This is a genomic window from Roseivirga sp. YIW32 (assembly GCF_057219245.1).
This window is the reverse complement of the sequence record NZ_JBXVVG010000002.1, coordinates 818,192-835,988: the sequence shown is the minus strand read 5'-3', so window position 1 is coordinate 835,988 and position 17,797 is coordinate 818,192. Positions and strand designations below refer to the sequence as shown.

The 17,797-nt window shown below is 35.5% G+C and carries 15 protein-coding genes; all 15 read right to left on the bottom strand.

Annotated features, from left to right (window positions below; translation table 11 throughout):
* Nucleotides 1-4: 4 nt before the first annotated feature.
* Genes AC2D6U_RS12460 through wecB (AC2D6U_RS12390) form a run of 15 tightly spaced genes read right to left on the bottom strand, consistent with a single transcriptional unit; the run spans nt 5 to nt 17,795 of the window.
* Nucleotides 5-1,225: a polysaccharide biosynthesis protein gene (locus tag AC2D6U_RS12460; RefSeq protein WP_484721316.1), complete on the bottom strand. Its 1,221-nt coding sequence runs from the start codon at nt 1,223-1,225 to the stop codon at nt 5-7.
* Nucleotides 1,209-2,087: an NAD-dependent epimerase/dehydratase family protein gene (locus AC2D6U_RS12455; RefSeq protein WP_484721315.1), complete on the bottom strand. Its 879-nt coding sequence runs from the start codon at nt 2,085-2,087 to the stop codon at nt 1,209-1,211. The genes AC2D6U_RS12460 and AC2D6U_RS12455 overlap by 17 nt, the downstream gene beginning before the upstream one ends.
* Nucleotides 2,087-3,265, bottom strand: coding sequence for a glycosyltransferase family 4 protein (locus tag AC2D6U_RS12450; protein ID WP_484721314.1), 1,179 nt, complete (start codon nt 3,263-3,265; stop codon nt 2,087-2,089). Before AC2D6U_RS12450 ends, AC2D6U_RS12455 begins: the two co-directional genes overlap by 1 nt.
* Entirely contained in the window at nt 3,262-4,347 is a 1,086-nt protein-coding gene (gene wecB / locus AC2D6U_RS12445) for a non-hydrolyzing UDP-N-acetylglucosamine 2-epimerase (protein WP_484721313.1), read from the bottom strand. Before wecB (AC2D6U_RS12445) ends, AC2D6U_RS12450 begins: the two co-directional genes overlap by 4 nt.
* Nucleotides 4,337-5,944 (bottom strand): heparinase II/III domain-containing protein, encoded by a 1,608-nt coding sequence (locus tag AC2D6U_RS12440; protein WP_484721312.1) that lies wholly within the window; start codon nt 5,942-5,944, stop codon nt 4,337-4,339. The genes wecB (AC2D6U_RS12445) and AC2D6U_RS12440 overlap by 11 nt, the downstream gene beginning before the upstream one ends.
* Nucleotides 5,934-8,048, bottom strand: a complete 2,115-nt coding sequence (locus AC2D6U_RS12435) for a bi-domain-containing oxidoreductase (RefSeq protein ID WP_484721311.1) — start codon at nt 8,046-8,048, stop codon at nt 5,934-5,936. The genes AC2D6U_RS12440 and AC2D6U_RS12435 overlap by 11 nt, the downstream gene beginning before the upstream one ends.
* Complete coding sequence (asnB, locus tag AC2D6U_RS12430; RefSeq protein WP_484721310.1) at nt 8,023-9,933, bottom strand: asparagine synthase (glutamine-hydrolyzing); 1,911 nt, start codon at nt 9,931-9,933, stop codon at nt 8,023-8,025. The genes AC2D6U_RS12435 and asnB overlap by 26 nt, the downstream gene beginning before the upstream one ends.
* 32 nt (nt 9,934-9,965) lie before the next feature.
* Entirely contained in the window at nt 9,966-10,775 is an 810-nt protein-coding gene (locus AC2D6U_RS12425) for a class I SAM-dependent methyltransferase (RefSeq protein ID WP_484721309.1), read from the bottom strand.
* 28 nt (nt 10,776-10,803) lie between these two features.
* Nucleotides 10,804-12,114, bottom strand: a complete 1,311-nt coding sequence (locus tag AC2D6U_RS12420) for a hypothetical protein (RefSeq protein WP_484721308.1) — start codon at nt 12,112-12,114, stop codon at nt 10,804-10,806.
* Nucleotides 12,107-13,246, bottom strand: a complete 1,140-nt coding sequence (locus tag AC2D6U_RS12415; protein WP_484721307.1) for a glycosyltransferase family 4 protein — start codon at nt 13,244-13,246, stop codon at nt 12,107-12,109. The genes AC2D6U_RS12420 and AC2D6U_RS12415 overlap by 8 nt, the downstream gene beginning before the upstream one ends.
* Before the next feature lie 4 nt (nt 13,247-13,250).
* Nucleotides 13,251-14,246 carry a glycosyltransferase family protein gene (locus AC2D6U_RS12410; RefSeq protein WP_484721306.1) on the bottom strand — a complete coding sequence of 332 codons (996 nt, stop codon included), beginning with the start codon at nt 14,244-14,246 and terminating at the stop codon, nt 13,251-13,253.
* A gap of 7 nt (nt 14,247-14,253) precedes the next feature.
* Complete coding sequence (locus tag AC2D6U_RS12405; RefSeq protein ID WP_484721305.1) at nt 14,254-15,366, bottom strand: N-acetyl sugar amidotransferase; 1,113 nt, start codon at nt 15,364-15,366, stop codon at nt 14,254-14,256.
* A gap of 10 nt (nt 15,367-15,376) precedes the next feature.
* Nucleotides 15,377-16,138: an AglZ/HisF2 family acetamidino modification protein gene (locus AC2D6U_RS12400; protein ID WP_484721304.1), complete on the bottom strand. Its 762-nt coding sequence runs from the start codon at nt 16,136-16,138 to the stop codon at nt 15,377-15,379.
* A gap of 2 nt (nt 16,139-16,140) precedes the next feature.
* A complete protein-coding gene (gene hisH / locus AC2D6U_RS12395) occupies nt 16,141-16,755 on the bottom strand; it encodes an imidazole glycerol phosphate synthase subunit HisH (protein ID WP_484721303.1) in 615 nt (204 codons plus the stop codon).
* Nucleotides 16,755-17,795 carry a non-hydrolyzing UDP-N-acetylglucosamine 2-epimerase gene (wecB, locus tag AC2D6U_RS12390; RefSeq protein ID WP_484721302.1) on the bottom strand — a complete coding sequence of 347 codons (1,041 nt, stop codon included), beginning with the start codon at nt 17,793-17,795 and terminating at the stop codon, nt 16,755-16,757. Before wecB (AC2D6U_RS12390) ends, hisH begins: the two co-directional genes overlap by 1 nt.
* Nucleotides 17,796-17,797 lie beyond the last annotated feature (2 nt).

Here is a 17,797-nt window from a genome sequence, read left to right as displayed (position 1 = left end):
AGGCCTACATTCCTTGATCCAAATTCCTTCCTTTCTCTATGTGCTCAAAGTTAGGTAAGTAATGCTTAAGTGCACTGACAATTGAAGCTTTAGTTATTTCACTTGAACTGAATAAAGTTTCTAGTTCCGTAAAAATACTCATTAACTCTTTAAGGGTTCTTTTTGGAGTTTGTAACACAACACCAAGACCGCTATATGAACGAAGGTCAAGCTTTTCGTCAACCGTATAAAATTCTTCAAAAGATTTTTCACCTGAAGTGTTGGACTCAAAAAAATATACGGGATACTTATTAGACTTATTTGTCAGTTGTTTCGCTCTCTCTCTAGCTTCTCCCTCACTTTTACATTTTTCAGCCTCAAAGCCTAGTTCCTTTAAAAGCATTTCTGCTATGTAGGAAAAGGTCTTCATATTCTTATCATAATCTAGCTTTGGAAAGAATATTTGTCCAGAATCACCTAATAAACAAGCGAGTAAACAGATCTGACCCGACTCCTCTGGAGATACAAAATATCTTTTGATATGGAGGGGACTTGATAAAGGTTGTTTTTTAGCGAGCCTTTCCATAAAACCAAAAGGCAAACTACCGTTTGAGAAAGCAACATTGGCAAAGCGTGCTGTGGTAATATGGAGTTTGTCTGAATAGGCCAAGATGAGGTCTTCCATGAGCTTTTTACTTGCCCCCATCACATTTACCGGATTGGCGGCCTTATCTGTGGAAACACAGAAAAAATGCTCAGCTGGATGGTCTACTAAAAGATCAAGAAGCTTTTTGGCCTTAAGCACATTGTTTTGGATCATGGCTTCAATCGAAAAATGATCCTTTTCACTCCTTACGTGCTTGTGAGCAGCGAAATTAGCAACTATATCAAAAGGACCCGCGTCAATGAACATACGTTCAAATACTTGATCTGAAAAATTCATTGGGTAGGTCACAATCTCATCAGGTATAAGAATATCCGTTCTGCTTCGAATATCCCTGACCAATTCTGTCAATCCATTTTCGTTGATATCAACTACATATAAGGATCTGATCTCAAATTTGAGCAAAGCCATGATGAAGGAAGAACCTATGGTTCCAGCTCCACCTATAACAAGTGCTGTTTTTCCTTTTGTTTTTTCTTTTAGTGTTCTTTCAAAGTCTGTAAGGTCCTGAAGAAATAAACTTTCTTCTCTTTCTGTGACATACTTCGAAATGAATTCATTTAAATCAAATAGTTTGCTCATTCTTAGTTTTTATCATTTTAGCGATAGCATCGACAGAGGATTCAACAGGTACATAATTCAATGTCTTTCTTGTGACAGAATCATCAACGATCAAAGATCCAAAAACACGTATGTAAATATGAGGAAATACTTTTTTTATTACGAATCGCAAAAAATCCGGTATTGAAAAAAGGTGAATATTTCGATCGCTTGCCTTAGCCAATGCTTCTAAAATGAAAGTTGTTGAAATGGGGCTATCATCTTGAACAAGAAAAATACCTGGCTCGCGTCTTTCAATGAGTCGGTCCAATAAAACAACCAAGTTGTTAAGGCTTAGAATACTTCTTTGGTTGTCAATTCCTCCAAGTGGAATAAAACTTCTTTTTTGAACCATTTCAATCAGTTTCGCCAAATTCCCTTTGACGCCAGCTCCATACATCAAAGGGGGACGAATGATCGATACGATGAAAAAGTCAGTAGAAATGCTTTTTAGAAAATCTTCAGCCAGAAGCTTACTCCTACCGTATGCATCCGAAGGATCACATGGAGTATCTAAGGTCAAGTGTTCATGACCATCACCATAGACCTTTATGGAACTCATATAAATAAAGTGCCTTACACCGGCCTTTTTACACTCGGCAGCAAGTGATTTAGTGAGTTCGTAATTTACATCGAAATACAACTTATCTTCAGTCCTCTCCATTCGGTGCGCAATACCAGCAAGATGCAACACAGTATCAATTTCACTCAAATCGATTTCCTCGATCGCGATGCCTTGTAATGAGATAGGGCGTAAAACGTAATCATTATTTCGGGCTGAGCAGAAGTATTTACCGACAAATCCTGATGCGCCAGTGACTAAAATTATTTTTGACTTAGTCATTAGCCATTCATTACGGTTAAAATATCTTCTGACATTGCACGCATGATAGTAGATCGATTAAATTTTTGAATAAAATCAATATCTACTCCACTACTAAATTTGTCCTGCTCTAATAAGTTGACGAGGGTTTGATGATCGCCTGGGTGAAATAGTAAATAATTACTAACATTTTCCTTAATAAACTGAGCCGAATAACCCGAAACTCCAGCTATTAATGGTTTACCAAAAACAGCGTATTCAAAAATCTTGGAGGGTAAAACTTTTTCAAAAGCCTTATAGTCATTTAGGTGTAGAAAAAGATAATCGGCTTCCTTGTAGTATTCAATCAATTCCAACCTACCTACTGGTTTGACTATTCTAATATTTGTGACTCTCTCTTGATCAATCGCTTGAAGTAACTTCGCTTTGGCTCCACCATCGCCGATCACAAAAAACTCAAATCGACCTTCCAAACGTTTTGCAGCTTCTGGAAGAACTTTATGAAGTCCCTGTCCTTCTCCAATATTACCTGCGTATACGATTCGTTTAATAAGATTCAATTTTCCAGAAAGGGACTTAGAACTCCTAGCATTGATGAAAACATCATCAATGCCATTAGTAAAAAAAGAATAAGACGGAACTTTGTATTGAGCAAAGTAATTTTCGAAGCCTTTGGAAACAAGGTTGATTTTATCCGCTTTAGAGAAGGTATATCGCTCTATTTTTTTTATCACTGGCAAAAAAAAGATCCGAAAAAACCGGTTCCCAATCACATCATTCATCGTATCTGTGAAAATATCTCGTATATCGAGATATAATTTTGTTTTCCTCCTTTTACTTAAATACTTACCAAGAAATCCCGTAAACAATCTACTTGAAGAGGCAAAAACACCGTCATAATTTATCTTTTTGGCAAGTTTAATCGCTTCAAAAAAGTAAGTCTGGAAGGAACGCATTTGATCAGAAAATCCGGACTGATGCTCAGGAAGTGGAATCCTATAGATGAAAACATTATCTCTTTGCTCAAAAGTTGAAGCTTCTTCTTTAAATGAACTGTACCTATTGGGCATGGTAGTAATGACATGCAACTCATCATTTTTACTCATTTGTTGTTGAATTGCACTTACTAAAGGCGTATTCCTAAAGGAACCAGCGCACAAATCAGGCTCAAAATAGAAAGTCAAATAGAGTAATCTCATAAAGACACCAAAACATCAACAATTCTACTTGCCGTCTTACCGTCCCACAAACTTGGTATGCTACCTTGCTTCCATTTGCCATGAAAAAGTTTTTTCATAGCTGGAGCGATTGCGTCAACTCTAGTCCCAAGTAGTTCATTAGTTCCCAAATCACATGTTTCTGGTCTTTCGGTATTATCTCTTAAGGTCATGCAAGGAATACCCAATACTGTAGTTTCTTCTGTAATTCCTCCCGAATCTGTAATAACTGCCTTAGCTCTTTTCACCAAATAATTAAATTCCAAATAGCCCATAGGACTTACCAAATGAAGATTATCAAATCTTATACCAGAATTTTCAAAAACTTTAGCGGTTCTTGGATGAATTGGAAAAACGATAGGTAAGCCATTTGAATTTGCGACAATCTCATTGATCAATGCCTTTAGTTTATCAACTTGATCCACATTATTTGGACGATGTAGCGTCATTAATAGAAAATGGTTTTCCTCAAGTCGAAGTTCATCCCATAAATAAGGCTTCTTCAGTCTTGGCAAATTTTCATACAACGTATCAATCATTACGTTCCCCACAAAATAGATCTGCGACTGCAAAACACCAGAGTTCAACAAATTCTGACTTGCCAGTGGCGTAGTAGTGAAGAAATAATCCGTTATACTATCTGTGACCATGCGATTTATTTCTTCCGGCATGGCTAAATCGAAAGATCGAATTCCCGCCTCCACGTGAGCAACTTTAATATTGAGTTTTTTAGCTGCAATTGAGCAAGCCATGGTCGAAGTAACATCTCCAACGACTAAGGTTAAATCACAAGGCTTCTCCAATAGAAGTGCTTCATATCTCGTCATGATCTTGGCTGTTTGCTCAGCCTGAGTCCCAGAACCAGACTCCAGGTTATAATCAGGGTGGGGTATGTTTAGTTGCTCGAAGAAGTCATCTGACATAATTTTGTCGTAATGTTGACCCGTATGAACCAGTCTATAACAGAGTCTACTTGAGTCAAGCGCCCTTCTTTCTATCTCATGAATAATGGGTGCAATTTTCATAAAATTGGGTCGTGCACCTGCGATAATATCAACTAACATTGCGGATTATAATTTTATTCTTTGACTGAGCTTTGATTATCAATCGATTAGCCTCTTCAAGACGGTTGAAACTATGCGCAAACATAAATTTTTCTAAACGAAGTATTCTATACCCCTCAAAAGAAATTTCCAAATCGTCTGCTCTAATTTGATTCTGCTTTAAGGATATATTGACTTCCGGATGAAAATGTAGATTTAGGAAACACTCTTGTTCGGCTCCCATACCTTCTATCACATCTTCTATTTCAAACCCACTCTGTTTCATATTTATCTTTCTCAAGATCTTTAGTCCATATTTCCTAAATCCATTGTGGAAAGCCTCAATTTCGTTTTGGGTATCCTTGATCAACTCTGTTTTTGCTCTTCTGCCAACTCGAAATCCACCCCAAACATTTGAAGAATTCTTTGACCCAATGTAGATACAATTATGGGCAGTTGTAGACCGCTCCATCTGTCTTCGTTCATTTTTCTCATAGGTTGAGGTTCCTATCTCTGAAATCACAGGTCGATCGCCAATCCACAAAAGAAAATTCAACTCATCTGCATGCGCATGCCCTGGCTGATACGATGGCCCAATTTTACCTACTGAAAATAAAACCTTTATCTGACCCTGTTTCGAAAACCGAAAGCCACTAGGCCCTAAATTTACACCTGTTTTCTTTTTTAGTGATAAGCTGTGAAAATACTCCAGGAGCTGAAGGCTTGAGGGTGCAACACCAGGTGATGAATCATTAAATTGAGGAAAAATCTTACCGTTATCAGTAACAGTCATCAGCCAAGACATCATATAAGAAGCCTTATCCTCCAAAAATGGAAGCACCTTAGATTCGACTTTATTGTACTTAAGTAGGTTGATCGAATCAAGTAATCTAAACAAGATGATCTGATGATACATGACGGATCGTTCAAAATGTGCACCATCTGCCAAAATTTGTTCATCCAATTCTTTCTTGAGTATTCTTATGGCCTTACGGTATAATTTGGGGTCATTGGTAAAAACCGACACGAATAACAAGGCGAAGGCATTCTCTAATAAATGATTGGCTAGTAAATGATATTCTAAAGACTTATACAATAAAGCGCCTTGTGCTTGTATAAATCTTTCGAGAGTCTCATCTCGATGTTTGGTGCTAATGAGGTATTTTATCCAATTAATCAATCTCAAAGATGTAGGGTATGGTTCCAAACCATCTTTTAAGTCCGACCAATTTTCACAGTAACTTTTCAGAAGCTCCACTTTGGATTCGTGGTCGAGTTCAATACAAAAAAGAAACTCAAAATAATTGAGATTATACGTCCAGAGTTTACCATGCGCGTCATAGTTCCAGTCGATCACTTCTGTCTTGAATGCATTAGATTTATTGAGAAAAGTGAAATTTATTTTATCAGATGGGTCAACAAAGACATGAATATGTCGGCCTATAGGATAGAAAGGATAAAGTTTAAATCGATCATGGATTCTTTCAATTTCTGTTACTTTGGATAGTATGAGCTTTCCAAAAAGCCAATCCCTCAATCGATAATAGATTTGATAGTAGATTTGAATGAAACGCAAGTGTATTAGCGTTTCTAGGATTGTTTTTAACTTATTCCACATTTAGCCAAGCTCCAGATTTTAGACTTTCAAGGGCTAAAATACTTGCTCTACTCACATTTATTATTTCTTCTTGAGAAATGATTGGTTTCCCACCATTTTGCACAAAATTCTTTAACCTTTTGAATTGCTCTTCATGCCCCTTGTCGAGTTTGGTCTTCAATTTTTTAAATCCATTCACGCCAAAAGCCTGTGTTTCTCGAAAATTACTACATACAAAGGTTTTCTCCTGACAGTACACTTCAAAACGCTCTTTCATATAGGACTTAGATCCATTCGCAAAATAATTGATGACTCCATTAGAGCCATTTTCAAATTTCAGAAGGATAGATGCATTATCGGTATTCACCTCTGGCTCTTTACCCAAGGCATTCATACAGATTGACTGTACCTTACTGCCTGTGAGATAAACGAGTAGATCAATGTAATGACAAGCCTCTCCAATGATTCTTCCTCCTCCTGTTTCCATATCATGTACCCATGAGTTCTCAGGGATATGGCCAGCATTCATCGTGGCAATTACATTGACGGGAATTTTAGAAGGAAGATATGATTTGATTTTTTCTGCGTGAGGGGAGAATCTTCTGTTGAACCCTACCACGACAGATTTCTTTGTGGCATTCATTTCACTGACAATCAGATCAATATCTTCCATTGTCAATGCCAATGGTTTCTCGACAAAAACGTGTTTATCGGCTTTCAACGCCTCCAATGTCATTGAGGCATGAAGATTATGACGTGTGGTGATTAATACAGTCTCTACTTCCTTATTTTGAAGCATTTCCAGATAATCGCTTGAAACATGTGGTATTCTAAACTTTTTTGCTAATGTTTTTGCGCTCAAACCTCCTGAGCTAGCAATAGTATGCACATCTGCTCCGATTTTTCTTAAAACCGGGAGGATCATAGCATTAGTAAAGTTACCAGCACCTATTACTCCAATTTTTGCACTAGGCTTGGTAAAATCTTCAATAAAGATGCTCCTTTTGATTGCCTTACTTTCCTCTCCATATGTAAGAAGAGAAGCAATTGAATTGCTATTGCCAATGCCTTTGTAAATACTGGTAAACTCCTCAAGAGGCACTTTTTCTGTAATCAAAGAGTCAACCTCCAATTGCTTTGTTGCAATAGCTTGAAGTACACTTTCAAAATTTCTTTTCTCTGTCCAACGCACATAAGGTAAAGGATAATCTTGTCCTTTTTGCTCATAAGCATCGTCATAGCGACCAGGCCCGTAGGAACATGATACCTGAAAAGTCAATTCCTTTTCGTAGAAATCTGCTCTGGAAATATCAAGCCCAATTACACCTATGAGAATAATTCTACCGCGCTTTCTGCTCATTTTAGCAGCATTCGAAATGATATCATTTGACTTATTCGAAGCAGTTATAATAATCCCATCAGCACCTACTCCGTTGGTTAAATCCATGGTTGTTTTGACTTGATCGATGCCATTAGACAGATTATAGGCCAAAATTCCTTTGGTTTGGGCGATGCTGACTTTACTCTCATCATAATCATAGCCTATCACCCTACAACCATTAGCTTTTAATAACTCAGCTGTTAAAAGACCAATAAGTCCGAGGCCAATCACAACTACTGTTTCTCCATAAGTAGGATTTAACAAACGAATGCCTTGAAGTCCGATAGATCCAATTACAGTAAATGACGCTTGTTCATAAGTGACATTATCGGGAATTCTAGCCACCAAGTTTTCCGGAACATTGACAAACTCAGCATGATTTCCATTGGATATCACTCTATCTCCAACTTTGAATTCACTTACCCCTTTGCCAATAGCTACCACTTCACCAGCATTGCAATAACCAAGTGGCAGCGGCTGATTAAGCTTGTTGAAAACTGCTTCCAATGTTGGTAGGATTCCATCAGTTCTCATTTTATCAAGAACCATCTTCACCTTATCAGGTTGTTGACGTGCTTTGGCTAAAATTCCAGCTTTTCCGAACTCTACCAACATTCGTTCGGTACCGAGTGACACCAAACTCACTTTGGTTTGAATAAGTACGGCCCCAGATTTTACAATTGGGGCCGGCAATTCTTCTAATATCGTTTCCCCTGTTTTAAGGTCTTGTATGATTTGTTTCATTGAATCCTTTCTTAACAAATTGCCTATACCAGCTATCAATTGCTAATATCGCCCAAATAGGGTAAGAGGCATCAATTTCATTGCTTTTATTCTGATCAATTAGCTTTTTAACTGAGGGATATGAAAAAATACCATGTTCTTGAATAGCCTTTTCATTCAGTCTTTCTTCTACCATATCAGCTAGGTCTTCAGTGATCCACTTTCTTACTGGCGCTCCAAAACCTGCTTTCGACCTGTAGATGACCTCATGGGGCAAGTATTTCTCAGCTACTTTTTTTAATAAGTACTTAGTCTCCTTCCCTTTTAATTTTAAACCCGGAGGAATCTCATAACTAAAATTAACCAGATCATTATCTAAAAAAGGAACCCTAATTTCTACCCCAGCAGCCATTCCCATTTTATCGGTATAGTTAAAGTTATGGTCGACTAGAAAAGACTTCTGTTCCAGATAGAGCATTTGATTGAGTATGGCCTTTTCTTCTTTAATCTCTTGGAGCTTCTGCTTGAAGAAATCAAACTCATCCAGATCCTTGAGCTGTTCGTGATATTCTTTATTAAAAAGTTCAATCACCGTTTCCCACTCTAACCACTCGAAGTAAGTGAACAGTCTATTACCTTTTTTATGATTAAAAGTCTTTAACAATTTCAAAAGTCTTCTTTTGGTAGGAGTTGTAGGCTTAAAAACAGGCAGATAACTTATCATTTTATGGATCACCTGCGGTAAGCTTTGTACGATTTGTTCAAAACGAATGAGCTGATGTCTTCTATATCCAGAAAAAAGATCATCTCCTCCCGCTCCTCCAATCAACACCTTATAGCCCATGGCCTTTGCCCGTTTTGAGATGTTATAAACATTCAAAGGCGCTGGATCGGCTTGGGGTTCATCAAGATACCAGACCATTTTATCAAACTCCAGAGCAATGTCAACTTCCGAAGGGATAACTTCTAAATCGACTTTTAAATAATCTGCTACTAGCCTAGCATAATCAAGATCATTACTAAAGCCTTCGCTTTTTGAAAAGGTGGTGGTGTCGATAGTAAAACACTGCAATGCTTCGATAGGCCTTAATTTTTTAGCCATTGCAACTAAAAGACTACTATCAAGTCCACCCGATAGAAAAAACCCAACAGGGACATCAGAAAGTAACTGTCTATCTACGGCTTGAAGAAGTAACTTCTCTAGATCAGTAATCAACTCTTCTTCATTGTTTGGTAACCATGAGCCCTCAAATGTAGGCACTTGGAGCAATGACCGCTCACTTATCAGCTTACCCTTTTCCAATGAAAGCTTTACAATCTCTCCTGGGAGTACCTTTTTGATTCCTTCAAAGGGAGTATCAATTCCTGGACTCCAAAGGAACCTTATATAATTGGAGAGTGCTTTGACGTTAATTTTTTGATTTAAAGCAGGAATTACCTTTAATTCTGAAGCAAATACTAATTGTTCATCTGTCAAAGAATAATAGAGAGGTTTGATACCAAAGCGATCCCTCGAGATCAATAATTCATTCTTCGATTTATTTAGTATACCTAAAGCAAAAATGCCATTTAGCTTATTTATAAATCCAATTCCCTCTAATTCAAATCCCTCAATAATAGTTTCAGTGTCCGAAGTTGTTCTGAATTCAACACCTTTATTTTCAAGGTCTTTTCTTAGTTCCCAGTGGTTGTATATTTCTCCGTTAAAAACAATGATCAAGTTGCCACTTTTTGAAACAAAGGGCTGATCTGCATTTGAACTTAAGTCTTGAATAGATAATCTGACATGTCCTAAATAAAACGGTCCATGTGTGTACCACCCCTCACTATCCGGACCTCTATGCTTTATGATCTTCAGAGAGTCCTTATCCAATGGTTGATTAATTGAACCTAAAATTCCACACATATACAGCCTTTAACTGATAAAAATTTATCACTTTATGGTTTTTGAACTTCAATCATTAAGAACAAACCATTGTTGGGAAAAAACTTTCTGATTAAAAATCTAGGCCAGATCTTCCGTGCTAAATTCAAAGATTTTCCCTCGTGTCTCTGTCCTGCCTTTGATTTTAACAGATCTCCATGAGTAACTGGTGATGAAATTGATATTATTTCAAAATCTTTAAATAACTCTCTAGCCTCTTCATATGTATATGCTTTAGTACCTGGGCTCTCCAAATAGTTATGATAAATAGTATCCAGGCTCATAAAAGGTTTGAACTTGAACAAGGCATATTTAACCCATAGCATAAAACCCACTATGCTATTTTTATGATAAATCATGACTTTGGCCTTTCCTTTATTTCTAAGAACTCGGTGAATCTCTCTGACTGCTTGCTCTGTGTTAGGAGAATGATGAATCACACCCCATGAATAAACTCCATCAAAACTTTCATCTTCGAAAGGTAATTGCTCGGCATCGGCTTGAGAAAGGTTAGAATTCAATCCTTTTAAAAAAAACCTTCTCTTTGTGTGACTTATAGCTCTATCAGTAAGATCTATACCGGTTAAGATTGCACCATTTCTTGCTAAGCGCTCGTGATCTGCGCCAAGACCTACACCAATTTCTAATACTTCTTTATCCTTAAATCTTTCAAACTGTCCAAAAGTCAAAATCTCTGGCTCCAATTCGTACCTAAGCCCACTTTGCCTATTGTAGTCGTCTTCAGTAAAACCTTCAAGAAAAAGTTTTTCACCACATGAACTCTCCTCCCAAAAATCCGAGACTTGTTTTTTTAGTGCTTCCATATTTTGATCACTTCACTTTTCGTAGAAATTATTTTATTGGAATCCTCCTTTCAAAAAGTCCAAACATTAGCCATAAAGGAGGGTATACTATTGGTAAACTAAAAAGCAAACCTACTAGAAGAAGAAAAACAGTAAAAAGACCTGTTTTGCGAAAGTTGAGTCCAATTAAAATTAAAAAAAGATAGAGTATGAAGAATATACCATATTCAAATACATACTTACCAAAAGTAGAAACGGAGTCTGTTGAGATCTCAAATAATAATCGATCTCTTATATGTACCGGATACAATTCGTCTATTCCATTATCTAAGTAAACTTCTTTCGCCTGTGTTGTAAATGCTCCACTTCCTCTTCCTAGTGGTTCTTCTAAAGCTCCAGATACTCCTACAATAATTGGGTTGATCCTATTCGACAGCGAAGCCACCATTAATAGGTCCTTTGGTGAAGAAGTCTTTAAAATTGATATTAAATCCTTTAACCCTTTATTCCCCGAGATATCATCAGAAGTATTTGCAATAATGCTCGAACCTATCCCTAAAACAAGCAGAATAACATACCAATACTTCTTTAGAAGAATAATAGACTTAGATGCCAAATACAAAAAAAGTAAGATATAACCTGCTCCAGATTTTGATAACAAAATCAAAAGAATGGCAAAAAACATCCTAGCATTATATTGTTTATCCTTGATTCTATTTTTATGAGCATAAATCCAGTCTTGAAATAACAATATATAGATACAAATTATACCTAGAAAGCTAGGTTCAGGTGTAACAGAAGTCACACCTCTTCCAGAATTACCTGTGAATTTCGCCAACCTGATAAACTTTTCAAAAGTCATTTCAAAAAGTCCTGGTGAAACAAACTGTGTAATTGCAGCCACAAAATATATCCCTAAAATAATATCTAAGAGTTTCAGGGAAAGATACCCTTTGTATCTTTTTGCAGTGTAATAAACACCGAATGCATAAATCGGTCCGATTGCCTTTCTGAATTGATAAGTCGGCTCATCAGTATTTATATATGCAATAAAGAACAAGCCAAGTACTATAATTAAAAATTCACGAGGGCTTACTACTAATTTGTCTTTAAGCAAAAGACCACCCATTAAGATATAAGCTATAAAACCAGTTACTATTTGAATATCTGACCCTAAAGGGATTGGAGATGCATAGGGCATCAGAGCAAAGAAGAAAAAAGAATTAATGATTAATTTCTTACCTAAAACTGGATTTATATTAAATTCATAATTTAGCTTCTTGAGATTAAAATTTGTTGTAAGTACCTTAAGGATCGTACTAACCTTAAAAGGAAATTTCTTTGTAAATGGTTTAATCATCACTTAAAGCAAACATTTTTAAATATTCGCTTTTAATTTGTTTTGAATGAGTACTGGTTTTTTTTGTAAAAAAATCTAAAGTACTTCTTCTTAGATTCTGATAGGTTTCATTTTCCATAAGCGCAAGTTCATTTATCACCTCTTTTAATTCGTTTCTTTTTGAGTTTGGAATAACCCAACCAGCACCCAATTCTTGTAAGTCCTGCCATGGGGTTTGATCACTTATTACTACAGGAATTGAATATGCCAAACATTCGGCAATATTATGACCAAAGTTTTCTCCTAATGTAGGAAAGAATAAAGCATGATAATTATTTATTCTTTTCATGAGCAGAGGGTGATCTAATGTTCCATGATAAGTCACTTTGATGTTAGATGGTAGAGATGCTATGATGCGTAAACATTTATCCCAATATTTGTAGTCATCAACGACACCGTAGATGTGATAGTTAATTAAATATGGAGATTGAGAAAGAACCTCAAGTGCATAATGTAAATTTTTCTTTTTCGAAATTCTTGCAAAAAATACAAGGTCTAAAACCCCTTTCTTTTTTTCGTTATCAAAGTTTAGTACCTGCGCCTTTTCAGAAATATTATTGACGGAATAAATTCTTAGGTCCGTGCCAAATAAATCATTTAACCTCTGAGACTCTTCGTGATTAGTAGTATGCCATGCAATCGCTTTGTGAAGCCTAAATAAACGAAAAAATATAAGGTATGTTCGTTTCTTAAATTTCTTTAACTCTAACGCACCAATTGAGAATTCGCCTCTTGGTGCAAGAATGACTTTTTTTCTCAAAATAAGTGATACTGCTAATGGTAAAATACTAAATCCTGGGTCAAAAAAGCTATTAATATAAACCAAGTCGTTTGAAGAAATCCCTTGCTTCATAGCCCTAAACACTTCGCTAGTCGAAGAATAAAATATTCTAATCCTAAGTTCATTACAAAACATCCACTCATTTTTTACTATACCTTTGTAAGACTTAGTTTCATGAACATCTCTATCAGTTGTCAATACTTCAAACCGAATATCATCGCTTAAGACTTTTACTAGATTTTTGAGAGATCTAATAGGTCCACCAGCTTTGTAACCAGGGTAGAAAAACCTTGATAAGACGAGAACATTCATCTTTTCATTTGATTTTTAATAGACGTAAGTATTCTTTTTTTGACTCTAAGCTTAAAAAGTTCAGATAATCAAGAAGTTCTTTGTGAGAAGACACATTCTCAGGTGCTCTTACAAGCTCACTAAAATCTTTATGGTCGATGATTTTATGCCAATAGCAAAATTCTCTCAAAATATATGTGAGTTCACTATACCCTTGAGGAGTACATATTATCAAGCCGTAAGACAAGGCTTGATAAAACTTGTTAGGACCGGCATATCTATAATTAATGTCTGGAGGAATTATATTGTAATATAAATATTGATAGTTGCTCAAGAAGCTCAATTCATTAGGATCATATTCACCACAGTATTTTACAAAGCCCTCATCTATGGCTTTTTTCATAATTTTAGATTGGAATTTGTAGTTAAATCTTCCGTATATATCAAGCTGCAAATTATGATCAAAAAGAAACTGAAAAAACGAATCTTCTAACCTATCAAAGGTTCCAAAGTAAACAACAGCTTTAGTGGCACTTTTGGTATCATTTCTTGGAACATTATTTTTAATACTAATATTTCTCACTACAGTTATCTGTCTCAGAAAATACCTTTTTTTCATTTTTTCACTAAGGCCTTTCGACACGATCATAGTAGTGACCCCTAACACTTTCAAAACTAAGAACTCTATGAAATAAAAAATGCAAGAACGAACCCAATTATAGTTTATTTTCCAACCTACAACATTGAAATCATGAATATCATATATGATCTGATTTTTGGCCAAATTTTTATACACGGCATATAAAAGGTATATCAAACTTGATTGAGCATGGAAAATAAATTTATCCTCTTCTGATGCCTCTTTTATTGCATTAGACAAAGAGTCAAAAGAAAGTTTTACAGCTTTTTTATCCTCTTTATCAGAAAAATGTAGGAATATATAATCTTCATCCCACCTCGATTGCATTTGTAATCTAGAAGACTTACTGCAATCAAACTTTGCTATATGATAGGTAACCATGTAACTCTTAGCCTAGTAAAAAGCTTCTGACTTTTCGTAAAACATTTCTAATTGGGTAGTAACTAGGAAAGTCATAATGAGATCTATTTGGTTGATTGATAATAGCCTCAAAATCAGAAACACTAATGCCCAGTTTCTGAGGTATATACTCTAGATCTTGTTTTAATATTTCTTTATCCACATAAGGAGGTTTTCCTAATTCAATAAGAGCCTCTTCTCTTGAGATTTGATTTGAACAGATAAGAGTAGATAAATGAGCTCTTCTCTTATCCTTCCCAAAGCGCTTGATAAGATAATAACCTTGGTAAAACCTAGTGAATACAGATTCATGATGCTTACCACCATAATCTTTCCAAGCTAATTCTCGTGCTATAAATGATTTAGTCTTTTCTTTATTATAAGGCTCATAGTTCAATATCCTTATTTTATTAAGTTTATAAATGTAATCGTTATAAAATTCTTCAAATAAACTACTTACGGGATATTTTTTAAGCTTTTTACTACCAAAAGCCTTTTGAATTGCTTCTAAGTTGCGTCCATCTTTAGCACCAAAAACCCAACTATGTGGTAAGATTCCTTCTGTTTCAAAATTATGCCCTGTGATAAAGTATTTTATTCCATTTTTTCGTGCAATTCTGTACAGAACAACAGCAAATGCGTGATCCATTGGGACATCCGCATTGATAACACCGGCCTTAAAATAGGAAAGTTGAAGGTCCTTCATTTCCTCCCAATCACATACATGGGTGTAAAGGTCTATGTCTAATTTTTTAACAACATTCTCAATATTCTTTACAGCCAATTCAGAATTCCAGCCACTATCAAAGTGTACTGCCAAAGGTCTTAACCCTAATTTCTTTACTCTATATGCAACATATGTACTATCAACACCTCCACTTAGTCCAATAATACAATCATATTCTTTGTTTTTTCCTTTTCTCTTAATTTCTTTTATTAATTCCGATAATTCCTGCTGACCATGTGCATCATGTTTTAATACACTAGGCGCTAATTCGAAATATTTATTACAGTGATTACAATTACCTTTTGAATCAAATGTAATCTCACTATCTGTGGTGTCCATTACACATCGATTACAAATTTTATATTCAGTTTTCATTAAGTTCTTGTTAGAAATTTAGATACGAATCTAATTCTGTTTTATTAGGATATGTAATTAATACTGCCTTATGTTTACCTTGAAAAACAAAATAACTTCCTGCAGCAACCGCAGAAGCATTACCTTGAGTTATAGCTTGTTTGAAGTCTTCTAACTTACCAGCGCCTCCCGCTGCAATAACTGGAACACTTACTTCATTAGATATAGATTCTAATAGCATTAAATCATATCCAGTCATCAAACCGTCTTGATCTATGGCATTAATTAATATCTCTCCAATGCCTAAATCATCCATTTCCTTTGCTAAATCTAAGGGATCAATATTTGTCTTTTGAGATCCGCTGTGCGTAAAAACTCTATAGCCTCCCAATAGCCGCTTTTTTGCATCTATCGATGCCACAATTGTTGAAGAACCAAATTCTTTGACTGCTTCTTTAACTAAGCCCTTATTGTAAACTGCACTCGTATTTAAAGATACTTTTTCAACTCCTGTGTATAGTATTTTTTCAATTTGATTGAGGCTATTTATTCCTCCTCCATAGCACAAAGGCATGAAACATTGTGAGGCAACATCAGTCAAAAAAGTATAATTAGGTTCTTTCTTATTTTTAGTGGCAGTAATATCCAAGAATATGAGTTCATCAACTTCTTTCTCATTAAAAATTTTAACAGCATTTATTGGATCACCAATATATTTATGTTTTTTAAATTTGACTCCTTTGTATAGGGTGTTATTATTCAAAAGTAATATTGGAATTAGTCTAATTTCCATCTTCAGAAGTTCTTTACGAAATTTTCAAGTAATCGCATTCCGAATTTGTGACTTTTCTCCGGGTGAAATTGAACACCTAAGATATTCCCTTTCTCAAAAGCTGCATGAAAGTTATAGTCGTATTTACATTCAAATAGGGCCTCTTCAATAGTATTAAACTTCATGTGGTAGGAATGAACAAAGTAGAATTTAGGATTTTCATACATCCCTTCCATCAATAAACTACTTTTAAGACTTCTTATTCTATTCCATCCCATATGTGGAATTTTGTATTTCTGTTTGTCAGAAACTCTAAATTTAACAGTCTCGGCATCTACCCAATTTAATCCAGCTAGCTTACCTTCTTCACTACCTTTGGTCATTAATTGGGCCCCTAAGCAAATACCTAGGATTGGAATCTTTTCATCATGGGCTTTTAAATTCAAAACCTCCCACAATCCAAAATCGCGAAGTATACTAACTCCTTTATCGAATGCTCCAACACCTGGTAATATTATTTTCTTGGCTTTAGATAGCTCATCAGAGCTAGAAGTAATCAAAGAAGGCTCACCAATCTTCTTAAGCATATTCTTAATTGAGCCAAGATTACCAGTTTTGTAGTCTACGATGTGAATCATCAACCAAAAATGTCCAGAATGCGTTGTACAATTTTTTCGGCCGAACGACCATCACCGTAAAGAGAATTATTATATGCCTTATCTTCCGGTTTTTGAATACTTTTAATACTCTCTAAGTTTTCAAAAACCAGTGTATTCCAACCTCCTTCTAAAGTCTCGATCCATTCCGTTTCAGACCTAACTGTAATACATTGTTTTTTCATCCAATAGGCTTCTTTTTGAACCCCTCCAGAATCAGTGATTATAAGATTACAGTATTTCAAATAAGAGAGCATTTCGATATAACCAACTGGATCTATAAATTCTATATTCGACCATTCTGAAAAATTAAATCCTTCCTGCTTCAAAACTTTTTTAGTTCTTGGATGAATGGGGAAAACTACCTTTAAATCAATCTCATTTAAAGTGTTTAGGATTTTTTTTAACCTCTGTGGCTGGTCCGTATTATAGGGTCTATGTAGTGTAGCAAGAGCAAAATTATCATCCCTTGGATTCTTCAATTTATCTTTTAGCATCATCAAAGCATCCTTCATCAAGTCTCCACAAACTTCTACACCAGATGATATACCTTCATTCACTAAATTATTTGAACCTAAAGTTGAGGAACAGAACATCAATGTAGAGATGTGGTCTGTCAAAACTCGATTCACCTCTTCGGGCATACTTCTATTAAAACTTCTTAAACCCGCTTCAACATGAATAACAGGAATATTAATCTTTGAAGCTGCTAAGGCTCCAGCTAAAGTAGAATTGGTATCACCATATACAAGCAATAAATCAATTTGATCTTCAATCAAATTCTTCTCAATAGATTCTAACATTTCAGCAGTTTGTCCGCCATGTGTGAACTTTTGTAACGTAAAATGATGGTCAGGTCTTTTTAAACCAAGTTCATCAAAGAATACTTTACTCATATTATCATCAAAGTGTTGACCTGTATGAATTGTTATTACCTCAAAAAACTTGGCTAATTCTAATTCAAGGGGAAAGTGTTTAATGAATTGTGGTCTAGCACCAACAATACAGGCAATTTTCATCATAG